Here is an 18,399-nt window from a genome sequence, read left to right on the forward strand (position 1 = left end):
GTTATCCCTTGTCTCCTTGCATGAGGTGGCACAAAAATGGCGCAATATCATTCAAGGGTAATATATGATCTACTGTATGTAAGTAAATGGCTGCTTTTGGCATAAAATCAACTTCAGCAGTTCTTGGCGCTTGTACCAGTGTTAAGCCAGCACGGTCACTAATATTCTTTAGCCCTATACTGCCATCACTACTTGCTCCTGTAAGTATAAGACCAATTAATTGATTTTTGTAGCAAGCACTGGCGCTGTCAAAGAGCACGTCAATTGAAGGTAGCGCAAAATTAACTGGCGGCTCAAGACTCAACGCAAAAATCTTACTTTTTTCAATAAGTAGGTGGTACTTTGCCGGGGCAATGTAAATATTTCCCGGTTTTATTTTTGCGCCTAACATAGCTTCCTTAACCGGCATAGCGCAATCATTGTTAAAATAACTGATAAGAAAGTCATTGTGGCTGGCCCCCTCAAAGACGATTTCGCCTCTATGTTGCAGCACTATGATGGCAAGAGGAAAGTTTATGGGTAGTTTAGGTAATATTTTATGCAGCGCATTAAGACCGCCGGCAGAGACACCGATAACTAAAGCTTGATAAAGGGCGTTATTATTGGCCGCCATTATAAGTGAGTTGCTTGGCGACGATTATTCATAGTTGATTTTTTGATAAATACGCTGGTCTTTAGCAATAGTCTCAAAGTTGTTTATTTGATTGCTAAATTCCAGTGATTCTTTATCACCTAATAACAGATAACCACGATGTATTAGGCTTTTATTAAAGAGTGACAAGACCTTGTTCTGTAAATTTTTATCAAAATAGATAAGTACGTTACGGCAAAGGATTAAATGCATTTGAGCAAAACATTGGTCTTTTATCAAGTTATGGTGGGCAAAGGTAATATGCTCTTTAAGATCATTATGCATCTTGGCATAACCATGCTTGGCTTGATAATAATCTGCAAAAGATGCTTTGCCACCTGCCTGTTGGTAATTATGGGTATACTCGGTGATTTTTTCTGCTTTATAAATGCCTTGCTCTGCTATTTTTAACGAGTGATTGTTAAAGTCTGTCGCATATATCTGGCTGCGATTGAGTAAACCTTCTTCTTTTAACATGATGGCTAATGAATAGACTTCTTCACCTGTGGCGCAACCAGCATGCCAAATATTGATCCGGGAGTAGGTTTTTAGTTGGGTAAAAACCTTGTCTCTGAGTGCTTTAAATACCAGAGGGTCACGAAACATTTCTGTGACGGTTACGGACATTTCTTTGAGGAATAGTTCAAAAAATTCAGGCTGGTACAAAATTTTAGGGATCATTTCGGCAACATTGTTTAGTTGCGCCTTTTTTAGGCAGTTGTTTATGCGCCGGGTGAGCGATGCTTGGGCATAATGGCTAAAATCATAGTCATAGCGAAACTCTATGGCTTGTAGTAATAGCTTAATCTCTAGTGCCATTATCTCGTCTTCGTCAGGGCGAGGACTATAAGCTTTAGTCTTTGTTTTAGTGGTAGGTATCAAAAGCTGTTCCTTGTTATCGAATCAAGGTCGCAAAATGAACATTTGCTATGCGTCTTTTTTAAATAACCAAATACGCAAAATGGAAACCAGTTTGTCAAAATCTATAGGTTTAGTTAAATATTCTGATGCGCCAGATTTTAAGGCTAACTCTCTATCTTCTGGCATCGTTTTCGCGGTTAGGGCAATAATAGGAATTTTTTTATAGTGCTTCATATTACGGATAATTTGGGTGGCTTCATTGCCATCCATTACTGGCATCATGGTGTCCATTAAAATAAGTTCAAAATCGTTATGCTCTCTGAGCAGTTCAATCGCCTCTTTACCGTTATTGGCCATTTCTACATCACACCCTATATCAATTAACTTTTTAGATAAGGCATAGCTATTACGCATATCATCATCAGTTAATAATATTTTACGTCCTTGTAAAATGGCATCTTCGTCATGTAAAAGCCGCATAGACTTTTTATCTTTAAGCTTAGTTAACTTACTGGATTTTTCTTCAATGTCGTATAAGAATAACGATATATCATCAAGTAAACGCTCAGGAGAGCCGGTGCCTTTTATGACTACCGTAGAAGAGTATTTGTCGAGCTCTGCTTGCTCTTGGTCGGTAATCTCTTTACCGGTATAGACAATTACCGGTGGTAATACTTCTAGGGTGCCAGCATTAACTTGTTTTAATAGCTCAATACCACTCATATCGGGTAAACCTAAGTCTAAAATAACGCAGTCATATTTTCCGGTTAAAATGGCGACACAGCCTTCTTCGCCAGTAGAGACACACGTGGCTTTTAGGCCGATATTTTCCAGTAATCGTCGGGTGGCTTTACTATGGTGCTTATTATCTTCAATAATCAATACTTGGCGAATCTTTGCTGTTGATAAGTTTTCAATTTCAACTAATACTTGGTGCAGCTGCTCACTACTAACGGGTTTTGTTTGTAAGCCAATCGCTCCTTCTGCTAAGGCCTCACTGCGACTTTCACTGTGGGCTGAAATGATTTCTACTGGAATATGCTGAGTTTTTAAGCTGGACTTTAATTGCTCTAATACTTGGTGGCCATCAATATCGGGTAGCATAAGGTCAAGAATAATACCATTGGGCTGATGATGTTGTGCTAAATATATTCCCGAGCGGCCATCACCGGCCACCAAGCATTTATAGCCACTTTTTCGGGCGTAATCACGTAATATTTTCGCAAATATTTTATCATCATCTATGACTAACAGCGTTTTGTCGCCAGCGTGTATATTGAATCTATCGTCATCAATAAAAATATTTAGCTCTAAATCTATGTCTCTGTCAATACCCGCTAATGCAGAGGTGTGAACCGCAGGGGGCTGAGGTAAGGTACTTGCTGCACTTTGTTTACTCGCTAGGTTGGTCGCTATTATATTGGCTTCATTTTTACTGGCGGAGCTAGTGGCATCGTCAGAAGAGAGTGGTAAATACAGGGTAAAGCTACTGCCTTTATGTATTTGGCTGGTCAGTTGTATTTCTCCGCCCAGTAAATGGCTTAATTCTCTCGCTATGGTTAAACCTAAGCCAGTACCGCCATATTTTCGGCTAGTTGAGCCATCGGCTTGTTGAAAGGCCTCAAAAATAGCTTGTAACTTATCTTCCGCAATACCAACACCCGTATCAGTAACCACAATGGCCAAGCTGTTGGTTACGGTTAAGTGTTGCTGTCTAAAGTGAGTGTTTTCAGCGGGCAGGCGGAAGTTTATTGTTACTTCTCCTATTTCGGTGAATTTTATCGCATTTGAAAGTAAGTTGCGTAATATTTGCTCGAGGCGTTGACTGTCAGTGATAAGGCTATCAGGTATGTTATTGTCTATGCTGGCTGACAATTGAATGTTCCTTTCTTTTGCCAGCGGGGTAAAAAGTTGCAATAACTTATCTTTTACTTGGCTAAGTTGAACATTTTCTCGGTGAATATTTAATTTCCCTGCTTCGACTTTTGATAAGTCGAGAATATCGTTAATCAGGTGCAGCAGGCTTTGACCACCATCATAGATGATATGGGCATCTTCAACTTCAGTTTCATCTAAGTGACCACTGGTATTGTCAGCTAAGCCCTTAGCTAAGAGTAATAAGCTATTCAGTGGCGTTCTTAATTCGTGGCTCATATTCGCTAAAAACTCTGACTTATATTTACTGGCTATCGTCAGCTCTTTGGCCTTGATCGCTAACTCTTGCTCTGAGGCGGCAATCTTGTCTCTTTGCGCTTGTAAATCTTTTTGTCTTTGGCCTAATTCATCATTAGAGGTTTGTAGTTCCTCACTTTGTTGTCTTAATTCCTCTTCTGAGGCTTTTAATTGCTGGGTTTGCTCAACTAAATTTTCATTAGCACTTTTTAACTCTTCTTGCTGCGTTTGTAATTCTTCTGCCTGTTGCTGGGTTTCGTGTAATAGTTGTTTGGTTCTTTGTTGACTGAATAGGTTGTTAATGACTATGCCGAGACTTTGTGCTACTTGCGTTAATGTTAGCTGCTGTTCCTCAGTAAAAACGTGGAAGGAAGCCAGTTCAATAACGGCCATAATTTTGCTTTCAAAAAGTATAGGTAAGAGTATTAAATTAAGGGGTGTTTGCTCACCTAAGGCGGAATTTATTTGAATATAATCACCGGGGACCTTAGTCAGCAGAATAAGTTTCTTCTCTTTAGCGCACTGGCCAATTAAACCCTCGCCTACCTTAATAGTCGCGGCAATATTTTTTCTAGATTGAAAAGCGTAACTGCCGACCAGAGACAAGGTATTACTATCTTGTTGCTCCTTAATATATATCACCCCATGTCCGGCTTGGCAGGCAGTGGCTAAATTACTAATGATGTCATCACTCAGTTTTGTTAGTTCAGTGATACCCTGAGTCAGTTCGTTAATTTCAGCTAATTGATGCTGGCGCTCATTTTGTTTAGATAACTGGTCGTTATTTTGCTGTAAGTCGGCTTCAAATTTTTTCTCTTGCGATATATCTCGAATAAAGCCAGTGTAAACTCTGTTTTGAGCACCTTGTTGCGTTACTTCGCCGACAGACAGCGCGATAGGAAATATAGTGCCATCTTTTTTAAGAGCCTGAACTTCTCGACCGATACCAATAACTTTTTTGATAGCGCTAGTTTTATAGTTGTTAAGATAACTATCGTGCTCGGCCGCATAAGGCATAGGCATCAGTTTTTTAATATTTTGCCCTATTATTTCCTCTCGCCGATAATGAAATAAACGCATAGTCGAGTTGTTACACGAAAGAATAGTACCTAGTGCATCTATGGTTAAAATAGCATCCATACTGGTATTGACTATGCCCTCATTAAGGGCTATTTTTTCTGCCAAGCTAGCATTTTGCTCAATAATTTGCGCTTTCATATTATGTAAAGCATGACCAAGCTTGTCTTGCTCACCTTTCGGGTGAATTTCCTGGCTGAAATCTCCTAAGGCAATAGCTTCAGCTTGCTCTGCGGCTTCTGCCATTGATTGTATGGTGCTATTAATCGCTAAGGATAACTCACCGAGTTCATCATTGCTGATTTGGCTGATTTGTTGACTTAAATCGCCCCTTGCTACCTTCTTGGCGAGTTCTCTTAATCGGGTGATAGGCAAACTAATGAGCCGAGCAATAATAAAGGAACCTAATGTGGCCAGAATAGTGCCGATAATGATCAGCAAAAGAATTTGTTGAATAGCCGCCTGCTCATGTTCTTCGGCAGCGTAGAGTGACTCTTGGGTAAAATCTTCAATTTCTGTTAATAGCTGCTCAAGCTCATGATCTATATTATCTTCTTCTAATTCAATATCATGAATGAGCCGTTCAAGCCGTTCAAGCTGTTCTCGCTCAGCGAGTAAGTTGTCTTGTTGAACCTTAGCTGATAAGGGCGTGGCATTGATGTCACTACTCACTTGAGGCGTAGCGTAGTTGAATGCAAGACCTTTAAGTTTTGCATTGAGTAGGGCAATAATTTTCATGGCATGTTTTTGGTAACTTTGGTGTTCAGCACTTATATTGATTATCTGTTTTAATACGTATTGGAATTCTTGTTTATCGGCCTCATAAGGGGTGAGCTTAATATCATCATTTACCTTTGACTCTAGCTGAAGCAATTCTTGTTTAACTTGCGCACCAAAGTGGAGAAACTGAGCTTTAGCCATGGCATACTCTTGTACCGTTAACGCTGACTGAAATGTCTGGGTTCCTAAGCGTAATACCCGCTCTAAATACAGTGCTTGTTCGAGTTGATGGGTTTCTATTGCGGTAATGCTACGAATTAACGGCATATCAATTTCAGCAATTTCTTCAACCTCTTCACCAATCAGCTTCATTTGATTTAAAGCATAGAGGCCAATGATTAATATTAAGCTAATGTTAATAAAGGCATTAACAATGAGCTTTTTCTTTATGGTGAATTGAAAAGCAGATTTTTGCTTAGAATTATTATGCATAACTGTTGTTAGTCTTTGCTGAGTAAATCGCTATCTACAAAGCATAGTAAAGTATGATAAAAAGCCTAATTTTTATGGGTTTTGTCGTAATTTCAACCTAGAACCGCTGTTTATTTCGGGAATTGTAAGGTAAAGCAGGCACCAGATAGACGTTGGCTATTGCTGGCGTTAATGCTGCCTTGATGCCAGTCCATGATTTTACTGCAAATAGCTAAGCCTAAGCCAAAATGACCTTGCTCTCTTGACCTATCGGCATCGAGTTTGACAAAGGGGGTGAAGATAATGGCGAGTTTATCATTTGCTATGCCTTTGCCATCATCTTCAACGGTAATGGTCAGTTGTTGGTTGTTATTGGTTAGGGTGAGTAGTACTTGGCTGTTGGCGTAGCCAATGGCATTGCTAATAAGATTGACTAGGGCGCGATAGCTCCAGTGGTAATCTAAGGGATAAAGTATGGTGTTATCGCCCGTTAACTGTACGCTAATGTTTTTTTGCTCTGCCAGTACTTGGCAATCATTGATAGCCGAGGTGATTAGGGCACAAATATTGGTCGGCTGCTTTTTTAAATTTAGCCCTTGGCGTTCCATCGAGGCATAATCAAGAAAAGCACTGGTCATTTCCTCCATGCGTGTTAATTCATTGTCCATGCGCGACAAGTAATTATTTTTCTTTTCAATGGAGTTACTGTCTAAAGCGGCTTCTATACCAAAACGTAAACAAGCCATTGGTGTACGAATATCATGGGATAAGCTGCGAGCGAGGATTTTATTATCGGCGACGAGTTTTTCTAGTTTACTGGCCATGGTATTAAAGCTTTGCTCTAACACTTTTATATAAGATAAGCGGCTACTGGCGATACGCACATCAAGCTGTCCTGAGCCTATTTTAGCGGCGGCATTGTTGAGTAGGTATAAACGTCTAGTTAAGGGGATTAACCATAAAATAAGTATGAAACAAATACTTAGGTAGAGTGTTAACGTTAAAATAAAATTAATGTTGTCGTCATCTGCTGTTTCAGTGGGTAGTTCAAGGCGCAAAAGAAACTCAGGGTGGTTGGCTATGCTTTTTAATAAGTATTGGTTGGCACTTGAGGCTAGCAGTAAGCCTCCTGGCAGGGTTAATTGCGCAATTAGTGAGCTAGGCAGGGCGATTTTTTTGCTCGATGCTAAGCTAGTATCCAGTTGGTAATGTTGTTGAAATTGCTTAACTCTTTCGTTTAACTCTAGACTACTGAGCGAGCTCAGCTCGCTAGTTAGCCCATTGACTAACTGTCGGTAGACCGTGGTTGTTTGCGTTTCGGTTATTTTATCTTCTGTGGCATATGCCACTAGTTCATCGAGTCCCCAGCCAATAAAAAATAGCGAGCCTAATACGGTGAGAATAATACTGATATAGAGGCCACGCATGGTTATTCGTCAATGCCAAAGCTTGATTGCTCTTGCCAAGCATCACTAACAAATAAATAGCCTTTACCCCAAATGGTTTTAAATTTTTTCGGTTTTTGTGGGTCATCATTAAATAATTTACGTAAGGTTGATAACATCACGTCAAAACGTCTATCTTGACCATCATATTCGCGTTTTTTCAGCGCTTTAAAAACAGAGTCTCGGTCAACTACACTGCCAGCATGTTGGGCTAAATAGGTGAGGAAGGCAAAGAGGCTGGTTGATAACTCTACTTCTTTACCTTGATAAACGACACGTTTTGCTGCTTGGTTTATGCTCAAATCACCAAAAACCAGTTCGTTATTGAGGTTATTGTCTGCTTTGTTTCTATGGCTGAGTTGACGGTTAATGCGCGCTAATAAAGCCCGTGGTCGAACGGGTTTTATTACATAGTCATCCGCGCCAGCTTCTAAGCCAATCACTTCATCAAATTCATCGGCGCGGGCGGTTAACATAATAATTGGCACTTGTTGGCTCGGCTTATGTTGACGAATAAGCCGGCATACTTCTATGCCATTTAAGCCTGGTAACATAACGTCGAGTAAAACGATATCAGTGCTGTTTTTCTTAATAACATCTAAGACTAAATCGCCACGGGCGACATGGGTGACATTAAAGCCCTGTTCGGTTAAATATTCACAGACCCAATTAGCAAGGCTAATATCATCTTCCACCAATAAAATATTGTGCATTTTATCTATTCCTACCCTTTTATTTAGTTACCGCTTTAGTGTTTATTAAAGGCTCTGTTCCATAATACTATTGTCTACATTGTAACTATAAGATTTGAGTATTACTGAGGTGATAACAGCGAACTTCACCAGCATGACAGTATATGGATATACCTGATAGACCGTGCAGGAGCACACTGTCCTGACGCTGGTGTAGAGCCCCATGGACGGTTTTACGCTTCTCGCTTGTTTACTCAGCAACACTAAACTACCACAGAGCCTGGTTAAAACAGTCGCCAACGACGTTTACGTGCGGTATTTTTATGTTGCCAGCTTACCTCAACTTGAGTCTCGGCTATGACTTTATTATCACTGACTGTACGCAGTTGATACTTAATAGTTTTGTTGGATTGAAACTCAACATTTATTAACACTTGGTTATTGTTTTGCCAACAACCTAACTGCTTATTTTTACCTTCTTGATACAAACAAAAACTTTGCTTGGTCGATGAGTGCCATTGCAATTCTACTGTAGCAAAACAATCGCGCCCTTGTCGTAAGGTGACACACTGCTCGGGTAGGGCGGTAAAAGTTACTTCAGCATTGTTAGCCGTTTTGACCTCATTAGCGTTAACTTGCCCGGCCAATAAAAAGCTATAGAGCAAGAATAGCGGTACTTTTACATGAGCTATGGCAATTCCTTTGCCAACATTAAAATACATAAAGTACCCCAAGCATTACTTGGGTTATATTGTTAGTATCAACCAAGGGACTTGCTTTTACATTTTTTGAAAAAAGGCTGTGGGTTATGCCAGTATGAAAAGACCAACTTGCTGATATAGGGTATTGCGCATAAATCTCCGCTTGCCCTCTGAAGCCACCTTTAGCGGTATATTCAGGCCGAGTTTCGCTTACTTCGTTGCTACCAACGCCAATATAGTAATCAATAATATCTTGACTAAAGTAGGTTAAACCGACACCTAGATAAATATCCCAATTTCTATAGGGTAATAAATGGCTGTAAAAGCTATCAATAATTAGGCCACTGACATGATCGCCATACTCATCATCACCGGTATGAGCTGAGGCAAGGTCCAGGGTAAATATGCTATCTTTAAAGTACTGCGAGTAACGTATCGCGAAGCCGATTGTGACTTCACGTTCAGTTAAACCTAACAGTACTTCTTCATCGCCGCCGCCATAGTCAATGAGTGAGTCTGAGTCATAACCTTGCATATACGCCTTGGCTATCAGATCAAGTTGCCAATTCTGTTCAACAACAAGCTGATAGCCAAATTCAGTACCGCCAAGTAAAGCACTTGAGCGTCTTTGATTGCTCTGTAAATAAAATCCTTTATAAGATAGGTCAAATAACAAACCTGGCATAAAGTAGTGCGATAGCCCATCTTGTTCTATACCGGCAATAATTGTCGGGTCATAAACTAAAGAGAAATCAAGGGCAAATTGCCATTCAAACTCATCTTTGAGTACTGGTTTGTTGGCGTTATATTCTTGCTCTGCGCTAAGTTCTAAACTAGCTAGGTGCTCTACGTTATCACTGGTTTCTTGTCCATAACTTAAGCAACTAAACATCAATAAGCTAATGGTAACTAGCCAGTGTAAGCCGTGATTCTGTCTTCGTCTGATATTGGTTTTTTTAAAGGCCATGGTAAAGCACAAAGTAAATTTACAAAAAGTAACTATATGTTACCACTTTGTAATTATTACTTACGCTTAGCGGTGCAATTTTATTGTTTAAAAAGTGTAAGTAAAACCAATGCCTAAACATCTGGGCTGAAAACATTTACTAAAAACTCATTTTTAAGCCGATATAAGGGAACATACCAATATCTTCCTCGCCGCTAATATTAAACTCGGTTAAGGTATCACCGTCTTCTGGCTCATAGTAGTAACCGGAAACATTCTTTTGTGCCATGGCATTAATAATCGCCATGGTCCACTTAGCGTCATTACCCCAGTAGCTAGTTTGGTAATTCGCTTCTAAGTCTAAGCGATGATAAACCGGTAAGGTTTTTGCGTTTAATTCGCCATACTCAGGTAGGAAGTGCTCGTCATAATCAGGATTTTCACGCAAACCAATAATAGGGGTGTATTTCGCGCCGCTTCGCAGGGTAAAGCGTAAACCAAAATCCCAGTGCTCGTTTAACTGATAATTTGCCACGACATTGGCAACCAGAGGTGTATCTAAGTAATAATCGCTGGTGACATCGGTCAAATCATCAGTACGCTGACTTTGCGACCAACTTAACGATGCCCAACCAAACCAACCGTTTTCGCGCTCACGCCTAACCAACCACTCAATCCCTTGGGCATCGCCGGAAGTATCGGCGGTATAATTAGCCTGCCAGTCAGTTTCAGCTGTATGTTGATCAATTGAGCGAGGTAATTTAGTTAACTCTTTATGGTAGATATCAACTGAGGTAAACCATAAGCCGTTTAAGTTATAATCAAAACCTAAAGAATAATGTCTAGCTTGTGGCGATTTTATTTTAGGGTTACCAAGTTTTGGCAGCACGGTATCTACGTCTGGGAAGCGACTATAGCTTCCTGCTTTTGCTTTTATGGTTAAGCTGTCGGTGGCCAGCCAATCTAAAGCCAGTCTTGGGTGAATGAAATCTTGCCCGGTATAATCATTACGTTCAGCTCTAATGCCATAGGTTAGTTGCCAGTTAGGGCTCATTTGCCAAATGTCATGGACATATATGGCAATGTCTTCGTCGCTCAATGAGGAGGTGTCTTGAATTCTGTCGCCTTTAAGGGCATTGCAATCGGCATCGTTTTCGGTGCAAAAATAGGGAATAATATCGTAACTATAATCGATCTCAGTTTTACTGTAATCAACACCAAAACCGAGTTTGTGATTTTTTAGCCAGCTAATTTGTGAGGAAAATCGTACATGGTATTGCTCCTCTTCGACTTCAATAAATTGCCCTTGACCAAATATTTGATCTGTTGTTTCCACTGTATGGCCAGCAACCAATTGCATGATTTTTTGTTGTTCACCATAGTATTGCCATGAAAGACTTTGGCTATCAAATTGAGTGGTAATTTTAAAGTCACCAATACTATCGGGATCAATTCGGCCAGATTCTGTATTCTCTGAAATGTTTATACCAGCGGTATCACTTGCGCCGGAAGCACTCAAGGTAAGCTTATGAGCATCACCGATCAGCCATTGATACTTTGCTTGGTAGTCATCACTTATAGGCGCTTTAAAAATGGTGTAACCATCTTCTTCTGTGCCTTCAGGTAGAAATAGGTGAATTTGACTACGACGATAAGATAGATAAAAAGCTTGGTCATCAAAGGTTTCACCTTCGACCATAAAACCACTTTTAAGCATGCTTAAATCAACGGTGGTGGCAATTTTTTGCTGACGTGGATCACGTAATTTTACATCAAAAATGCCGCCAGTGGCGTTGCCATACTCACTACCAAAAGCGGCTGGGTGTAAGGTGAAATCTTGGATGAGATTTTCATTAAAAATACTGTCGCCAAATAAATGAAAAATATACGCTACCGGTATGTCATCAATATAAAAAGCGTTATCATCAGGGGAAGAGCCACGTACGGCCGGTGAGCCACTATCACCGCCAGCATAAACAATGCCAGGTAAGCTATATACTGCGCTTAATGGGTCATTACCAATACCGGCTACACTCATTAATTGTTCGGTTTGCTCAGTCATTTCACTATTGGCTTGGTTACGCTTTGAGGTCACTTCAATAACCTCAATATCTTGTCCAGTTGTTACGTTCTTATTCTGTTCAGTACTACTTTCTTGTTGGCTTTGTGCCACTGCTGCTATGGCTATTTCGGGCACTGCAAAAGTGAACAGAAAAAGTGAGCTGGCCATGCGAGTGACTGATGTTCTTTTCATGAGTGAGTTGTTCCTGTCGTTTACTAAGGTGTTACCGAACTTTGTTATGGGCTGATTTTGCCAAGCACTGGTGTATTAATCAGTAACCTAAATGTCGAAAAACTGTCAGTTAACTGTAAGTAAGTGTAAGTTGGGGGTGAAATTGATCTAGCTCATGATACTGCTGGCATTGGATTGACTTGTTAAAGCTTTCTATTATTATCTGCTTATATAGGTGTTCAATAGTCATTCAGGTAACTTTTATGTCAAATAGTAAGGTAAAAAAAGTAAGTAAAAACAGCCAAGCAGCTAAGGTGAAGAAAGTACACTTTAACTGGCAAGACCCATTATTACTTGACTCTCTACTAACAGAAGAAGAGCGTTTAGTGCGTGATAGTGCTCATCAGTATTGCCAAGAAAAGCTTATGCCACGTATTTTATTAGCGAATCGCCATGAAGTTTTTGATCTTGAAATTATGAAGGAGTTTGGCGCACTTGGTTTACTGGGCGCCACCATTGAAGAAAAATACGGTTGTGCGGGTATTAATTATGTTAGTTATGGCTTAATTGCTCGAGAAGTAGAGCGGGTTGATAGTGGTTATCGCAGTGCCATGAGTGTGCAATCATCACTGGTTATGCATCCTATCCATGCTTATGGCAGTGAAGCGCAAAAAATGAAATATTTACCTAAATTGGCCACCGGTGAATATATCGGTTGTTTTGGCTTAACTGAACCCAATTCAGGCTCTGATCCCGCCAGTATGGCCAGTAAAGCAGTCGCTGTTGACGGTGGTTATCAACTAAATGGCAGTAAAATGTGGATCACTAATTCACCTATTGCCGATGTGTTTATTGTTTGGGCCAAGCTTGAAGGTGTTATTAAGGGCTTTATTCTTGAAAAAGGCATGCCCGGCTTATCAGCACCAAAAATTGAAGGTAAGTTCTCGCTGCGTGCGTCTATAACTGGCGAAATTGTTATGGAAAATGTCTTTGTACCGGCTGAAAATATGTTGCCAAAGGCCAGTGGTTTGTCTGGTCCTTTTGGTTGTTTGAATAAAGCACGTTACGGTATTGCTTGGGGCGCACTGGGCGCCGCGGAGTTTTGTTGGCATGGTGCGCGTCAGTACACTTTAGATAGAGAGCAATTTGGTAAGCCCTTAGCGGCAACACAATTGATTCAAAAGAAGCTCGCTGATATGCAAACCGAAATTAGTATTGGCTTGTTGGCTTGCTTGCAAGCAGGGCGGCTGATGGATAGTAATAACTTAGCCCCTGAAGCTATTTCCCTGATCAAGCGTAATTCTTGTGGCAAAGCACTAGATATTGCTCGGCAAGCACGAGATATGTACGGTGGCAATGGTATTAGTGATGAGTATCATATTATTCGTCATGTGATGAACCTTGAAGCGGTTAATACCTATGAAGGCACCCATGATGTTCATGCCTTAATTTTAGGACGCGCGCAAACGGGCATACAAGCGTTTTTTTAACACTCATTGTGGTACTTACTCCCGCTCGGTTGCATTAATGCCACAAGTACTAAAGTCTCTTAAAAAGGCGGTAAATAACAGTTTGTCTATATTTTCCATAAGTGATTTACTTGGGATAGGTAATTAAGTTGGTTAACGATTTAATTAAGATGGTTAACTTCCCAATCAAATAAATAAAAAGGCGAATCAGTAATGGTTCGCCTTTTTTAGGTCTATTTATATAGTAAGGCCTTAGCTTCAATATCTTCTAATATTTCATTTACAGTTTCAGTTAACTCTGAGCCCATACGTAATATTTCATTAGGGTATTGTTCTCTCATTAACGACATTAAAGCGTAATACAAAGGTTTAAAGCGCTCTTTAAAGTTGTATTCTTTAAACCATCTATCGACTAAGTTAGTTTGGCCTTTAGCTAAAAATAGCGTGAACAAGCTGATTAGCTCACTTTCTTGTCCTTGGTCATTAAAGGTAAAGTTAGTCAGTAGTGATTCCATTACTTGAGTAGCAAGTTCAAAGTTGTTATTCCACAATAAAATAGATATATATAAACATTCAGCATCAAAAGAAGGATTTTCTTTTATGGTTTTTTCAGCTAGTTCCAAAGCCTTGGTTTTATTTTTAGTTTGTATATTATAAAAATAAAAATCAGCTAAATTTATCTCTGCTTTATCATTACCTACATCAATCGCTTTTGAATAATATTCCTCTGCGAGAGGTAAGTTTTCTTCTTTATCATATATTTTAGCAAGATTCGAAAATGCACTTGTGAATCCACCATTAATGCTTTTCAAAAAGTATTTTTTTGCTGAGCTATAGTTGTCATTAATATAATGAAAATATCCTGCAACAAACTCTATACCAAAACTATTATGCGCTAGCCCTAATTGTAAATATGTTTCAGCTGAGTCCATTTTATCTAGGCGTAAATCAATCCATGTTAAAAAGGCATAGATGTCATTGTCAAATTTTTCATGTTCTAATTCGTGAATAAAGATTTCTCTTGCTTGTTCAATCTTATCAAGGCTGAAGTAGACTTCTCCTAGGTTAAAATTAGATTTGTATTCTTTATGCTCAACAGCTAATAATGCATGTTTTTCAGCAAGCGTAAACTGTTTAGTTGCTAAATATACGGCAGAGAGCTGACGGTGGCTATCAGTAACATCATGCTTTATTGCGAATAAACAAGCTTCAATTGCCTTAGTTATGTTATCTTGTTTTATATATATTTCAGCCAATAATTTGTAGGCAAGATAGTGCTTTTTATTGATAGCTAACTTTGCATGTTTTATTGCTAAATGTAATTTATTTTGTTCCATATATACAGCAGCTAATATACCTGTTTCCTCGGCATCATCTGAATTAATTAGGATTTTTTCAGCTTTCTGATATTGTTCGGTTCTTACATAAAATAATCCTAATCGGCTTATATTTCCTTTTTCTTTAAGTAATATCTCTAATCTTTCTTCTTCAGCTTTAGATAAATGCTCATCAGGGTTATATAGCTGTTGAAGTAACGTATTATACTCAATGCTATTTTTTTCTAAAATAGGTAGTAGTTCCCTATGTGACTTTTCATTTCCTGATTCTTGTAAAAACAGTGACATGGCAGAAAAAATATTATTTTTATCTTGGTGAGTTAGTTGGTCACTGCACATAAATGCATTAGCTAATGCAATACTTGCCCCTGGGTGGCAAGTATTGTTTAGATGCTTGGTAAAAATCTTAGAGCGTTGTTTAAGCTCGTCGCCAGTGCACCAAATTTCCATAAATTGAGTGAGCCACAGTACTCTTTTCCTATCGCTACGTCGTCCATAGCGCATTAGATACCAAATATTAAAGAAGCGCTCTTTTAGTGCATATAAATGGTTTTTAGTATTGGTGGGCGTTTTTTCAATTATCCACTGTTTTTCTAATTGTCTTAATTGTGCTGAGACTAACTTACTTGGTAATCTGGTCTTTTCAGCTATTTCTTTTACTGATATACCATCCCAGTTTAGAGCGATAGCATTTACTATTGGTTTTTGTTGTGGAGTTAAATCATCCATTCTATGTTTATATAGTGGCGTGGTTTTATCAATGGTTTCTTCTAGCAAGGTAAAAGCATTACCCTTAGGCCCTTCTACTAATATGTTGAAGAGTATTACAATAGTTCTGGGTATTCCGCCAGTTAAGCGCCTAATTAACTCTATTTTTTCTGGGGAACTTTTTAATATATTTGTTAGTATTTCTTGCTCTTTTTCTCCTGCATGTTCACTAAGTTTATTTAGTAATGCAGTTGTTTCCTGTTTATTTAATCCTGTTAGCGTTTTAATAGTAAAGAACTGATAAAAAGGTGCTTTGTTGTCAAAAAAGGCTTCTAAGCGAATTGCTGAACCACCAATAATACGTATATTATTATTGGTGGTTAGTATCTCTCTAAGCATTTCGCTTTCAACTTGATCAAACTGTTCAAATAACTCGGCAATATTATCTATAAATAAGATGATCTTTTTGTGGTTATTAACTAATGCATGATTGATATGTGAAATAAGTTGTTTAACTTCACTTTCTTTTAATTGGTCTATTTTATCGAAGAGTACATCAAAAAGAGCATGATCATATTCTGATAGCTCTTCAGCTATTCGCTCCCAAAAGGTGAATAATGAGCTTATACCATACTCTTCTTCTTTAAAGGTAATAGGAATTAACCAAGAGGACAGCTCATCACTTTCTTCTACCGCAATAGCTAATCGGCGCAGCAAAGTCGTTTTGCCTGCACCTCTAACTCCCTGAACAATATAATGCTGTTCTGGATGCTTCATATCCGAGTTAATAATTGCTTTCCAAAGTTTGTTATATTCTCTTAGTCGAATAACAAAGTTCTCTTTGACCATTTCCGCAGACGTATTTTGTGAGTTATACAGCTTCACGCCTTCTTTATAGTTATATACTTGCATAACGCCCCCACCATTCTTTTAACATAGGAGAGGTGAATTGGTACTCTTTGTCTTCTGTTTCAAAAATATAACCATCATGAATTAGACAGTCAATTACATACTTTGAGTTTACAGCAGTTACTTGCGGTGCTTCCTTAATGTTATGTATCTTTTGTGGGGAGATAGTTTTATTAGCTGCTATATAGTTAAGAACTTGGTGTGCGAAAGTAATTTCTATTTTTTCCAAGCGTTCTAACCGTTCAGCCCAGTGATTAAAGCTGGTTAAGTAATTTTGGCTGAAAAGCTGTTCGTATGCTTTATCTATATCGTGAGGATTGGGTTCTATTATTTCGTTTTCACAACAGTAATCTTCAATGCTTAGTAAAAGTATTTCGATATAATAAGGCATATACCAACTGACTTTATTTAAAATATAGCTTTTAATTTCCTCACTAAATGTAATTTCTTCGTCACTTTTTTTGTTTATAAAATCAATAAATTCAAGAGCTTTATCTTCGTTAAGCGGGTTAATAGTCACATTAATAAGGACATTTATTAAATCAGATAAGTTTAACTTATGGACTAACGAGTCAAGGCCAATTGAACCTGTAAAAATAAACTGAATTTTTTGATCTAATGCTGGATCTTGCCAAAGTTCTCTGCAACCAGATAGAAACAGTTCGGCTGCGCCATGTCCTTGCTCTCTATGTATCTTCTCTAGTACATCAGGGAACTCATCAATAACAATGATTAACTTTTCTTTTATTTGGATTTTATCAAGCAGTGTTTTCAGATCTTTATGAGTAAGTGTTCTTTCTTGACTTTCAAACTCAATGCCAGCCTCACTAAAGTTGATACCTTTTATGCTACCTCTAAAATCAGCTAAAGCTTCCTTTCTCCAGTTAGTAAACTTGTTAAGTCTATTAATAAATTCCGATTTAAATAAGTTTTCAATTATGCGTTCGTAGTATTCATGCACTGTTGAGCAGGATTGAACAATGTTATACAAGAAAACATAGTTGTCGTTCGGAGCAAGCTCTAAGTTACGAAGCAGCGATGTTTTACCGACCCTGCGTGGTGCAAGTAGTAACAAGTGGGATCCATGGTTTAATCTTCTCCATATTCTTTTTTCATCTTTTTCTCTCGGAAAGTAATTTTTCCCAAATGCAACTTGACCAGTCATCGAAAACTCCTTTAGCTATAAATTCATTGTCAAGTATAGTGACAATGAATTTATTGTCAACATGTTTAGCCATGATTTTATTGTCAATGACTTAATCCAAACTTAATCTGCCACCCATAATAACTTGGCTCTGTTGTAGAACAGAATGGCTTCTTTACTCGAAACGGTTGACGTCTATCGCCATCGGTTAATGGATATTAGCTGGTTTATGCGTCTACTCAATCAAAGTATTGCGATACAAGCCAACCTTGAAGATAACTGCACTGGTCACTTTTGGGAAGGTCGGTTCAAATCACAAGCCTTATTAGATGAAGCAGCACTAGCCGCTTGTATGGCGTATGTTGATTTAAATCCAGTAAGAGCCAATAGTGCTAAAACCCCTGAAAGCTCAGCATATACCAGCGTAAAACAACGTGTACTAGCAGCAAAAAAAGGGCAGCAACCCTCAAGGCTACTGCCTTTTGTCGGTAATCCACGAACAACCATGCCAACAGGGTTACCGTTTGAATTAACAGACTATCTTGAATTAATTGAACTAACCGGGTGTTGCCTTCGTGAAGATAAAGCGGGGTATATTGAAGAAAACCAACCCGCACTGCTAAGTCGGCTTAATATAAGCCCTGACAACTGGCTGACGCTAAGCAAAGGTTTTAGAAAACTCTTTCATGGCGCTGTTGGGCACAGCGATGTATTGGCAGAGTACTGTGAACATAAGGGATTAAAGCGGCGAACCAATGTAAGTTGCTGCAATAAACTCTTTGCTTAATTGCTTAATTGCTTAATGACTAAACACTCATTACCTCCCTTTATTGTACCGACACATCAAGTCTGGTGTTTTTCCCTGTCTAAAAAAAATTTTAGA

At 38.8% G+C, this 18,399-nt stretch carries 11 protein-coding genes and 1 pseudogene; 2 read left to right on the forward strand and 10 right to left on the reverse strand.

Annotated features, from left to right (window positions below):
• Position 1: 1 nt before the first annotated feature.
• From MTCD1_RS07135 to MTCD1_RS07170, 8 genes are all read right to left on the reverse strand, one after another.
• Positions 2 to 613, reverse strand: coding sequence for a chemotaxis protein CheB (locus MTCD1_RS07135; RefSeq protein ID WP_057179617.1), 612 nt, complete (start codon positions 611 to 613; stop codon positions 2 to 4).
• A gap of 24 nt (positions 614 to 637) precedes the next feature.
• Complete coding sequence (locus MTCD1_RS07140; RefSeq protein WP_082606400.1) at positions 638 to 1,513, reverse strand: CheR family methyltransferase; 876 nt, start codon at positions 1,511 to 1,513, stop codon at positions 638 to 640.
• Between the two features lie 45 nt (positions 1,514 to 1,558).
• Positions 1,559 to 5,953, reverse strand: coding sequence for a response regulator (locus MTCD1_RS07145; protein WP_057179618.1), 4,395 nt, complete (start codon positions 5,951 to 5,953; stop codon positions 1,559 to 1,561).
• 110 nt (positions 5,954 to 6,063) lie between these two features.
• On the reverse strand, positions 6,064 to 7,359 hold the full coding sequence (locus tag MTCD1_RS07150; RefSeq protein ID WP_057179619.1) for a sensor histidine kinase: 1,296 nt from the start codon (positions 7,357 to 7,359) through the stop codon (positions 6,064 to 6,066).
• Positions 7,360 to 7,361: 2 nt separating this feature from the next.
• Positions 7,362 to 8,099, reverse strand: coding sequence for a response regulator transcription factor (locus tag MTCD1_RS07155; protein ID WP_438819278.1), 738 nt, complete (start codon positions 8,097 to 8,099; stop codon positions 7,362 to 7,364).
• A 254-nt stretch (positions 8,100 to 8,353) separates the two neighbouring features.
• Positions 8,354 to 8,791 (reverse strand): DUF3019 domain-containing protein, encoded by a 438-nt coding sequence (locus MTCD1_RS07160; RefSeq protein ID WP_057179621.1) that lies wholly within the window; start codon positions 8,789 to 8,791, stop codon positions 8,354 to 8,356.
• Entirely contained in the window at positions 8,781 to 9,737 is a 957-nt protein-coding gene (locus MTCD1_RS07165; protein WP_231732953.1) for a MipA/OmpV family protein, read from the reverse strand. Before MTCD1_RS07165 ends, MTCD1_RS07160 begins: the two co-directional genes overlap by 11 nt.
• A 139-nt stretch (positions 9,738 to 9,876) precedes the next feature.
• Positions 9,877 to 11,970, reverse strand: a complete 2,094-nt coding sequence (locus tag MTCD1_RS07170; protein ID WP_057179623.1) for a TonB-dependent receptor — start codon at positions 11,968 to 11,970, stop codon at positions 9,877 to 9,879.
• Between the two features lie 242 nt (positions 11,971 to 12,212).
• On the opposite strand from MTCD1_RS07170, the gene MTCD1_RS07175 reads away from it, so the two are divergent.
• Entirely contained in the window at positions 12,213 to 13,439 is a 1,227-nt protein-coding gene (locus MTCD1_RS07175) for an acyl-CoA dehydrogenase (protein ID WP_438819277.1), read from the forward strand.
• A gap of 212 nt (positions 13,440 to 13,651) precedes the next feature.
• Here MTCD1_RS07175 and MTCD1_RS07180 read toward each other — a convergent pair whose 3' ends face one another.
• Together MTCD1_RS07180 and MTCD1_RS07185 are read right to left on the reverse strand one after the other, a co-directional pair.
• Positions 13,652 to 16,375, reverse strand: a complete 2,724-nt coding sequence (locus tag MTCD1_RS07180; RefSeq protein ID WP_057179624.1) for an AAA family ATPase — start codon at positions 16,373 to 16,375, stop codon at positions 13,652 to 13,654.
• Positions 16,362 to 17,537 carry an ATP-binding protein gene (locus MTCD1_RS07185; protein ID WP_057179625.1) on the reverse strand — a complete coding sequence of 392 codons (1,176 nt, stop codon included), beginning with the start codon at positions 17,535 to 17,537 and terminating at the stop codon, positions 16,362 to 16,364. Before MTCD1_RS07185 ends, MTCD1_RS07180 begins: the two co-directional genes overlap by 14 nt.
• A 160-nt stretch (positions 17,538 to 17,697) precedes the next feature.
• Between MTCD1_RS07185 and MTCD1_RS07190 the strand changes: the two are divergent.
• Positions 17,698 to 18,303, forward strand: a pseudogene (locus MTCD1_RS07190) (transposase); the annotation flags it as partial.
• Positions 18,304 to 18,399: the final 96 nt, after the last annotated feature.

The organism is Colwellia marinimaniae (genome assembly GCF_002207865.1).
Lineage (GTDB): Bacteria > Pseudomonadota > Gammaproteobacteria > Enterobacterales > Alteromonadaceae > Colwellia > Colwellia marinimaniae.

Coding starts and splice junctions, on each gene's coding strand:
- MTCD1_RS07135 (WP_057179617.1), bottom strand. CDS start 613: ATGGCGGCCAATAATAACGCCCTTTATCAAGCTTTAGTTATCGGTGTC.
- MTCD1_RS07145 (WP_057179618.1), bottom strand. CDS start 5,953: ATGCATAATAATTCTAAGCAAAAATCTGCTTTTCAATTCACCATAAAG.
- MTCD1_RS07150 (WP_057179619.1), bottom strand. CDS start 7,359: ATGCGTGGCCTCTATATCAGTATTATTCTCACCGTATTAGGCTCGCTA.
- MTCD1_RS07160 (WP_057179621.1), bottom strand. CDS start 8,791: ATGTATTTTAATGTTGGCAAAGGAATTGCCATAGCTCATGTAAAAGTA.
- MTCD1_RS07165 (WP_231732953.1), bottom strand. CDS start 9,737: ATGGCCTTTAAAAAAACCAATATCAGACGAAGACAGAATCACGGCTTA.
- MTCD1_RS07170 (WP_057179623.1), bottom strand. CDS start 11,970: ATGAAAAGAACATCAGTCACTCGCATGGCCAGCTCACTTTTTCTGTTC.
- MTCD1_RS07175 (WP_438819277.1), top strand. CDS start 12,213: ATGTCAAATAGTAAGGTAAAAAAAGTAAGTAAAAACAGCCAAGCAGCT.
- MTCD1_RS07180 (WP_057179624.1), bottom strand. CDS start 16,375: ATGCAAGTATATAACTATAAAGAAGGCGTGAAGCTGTATAACTCACAA.
- MTCD1_RS07185 (WP_057179625.1), bottom strand. CDS start 17,537: ATGACTGGTCAAGTTGCATTTGGGAAAAATTACTTTCCGAGAGAAAAA.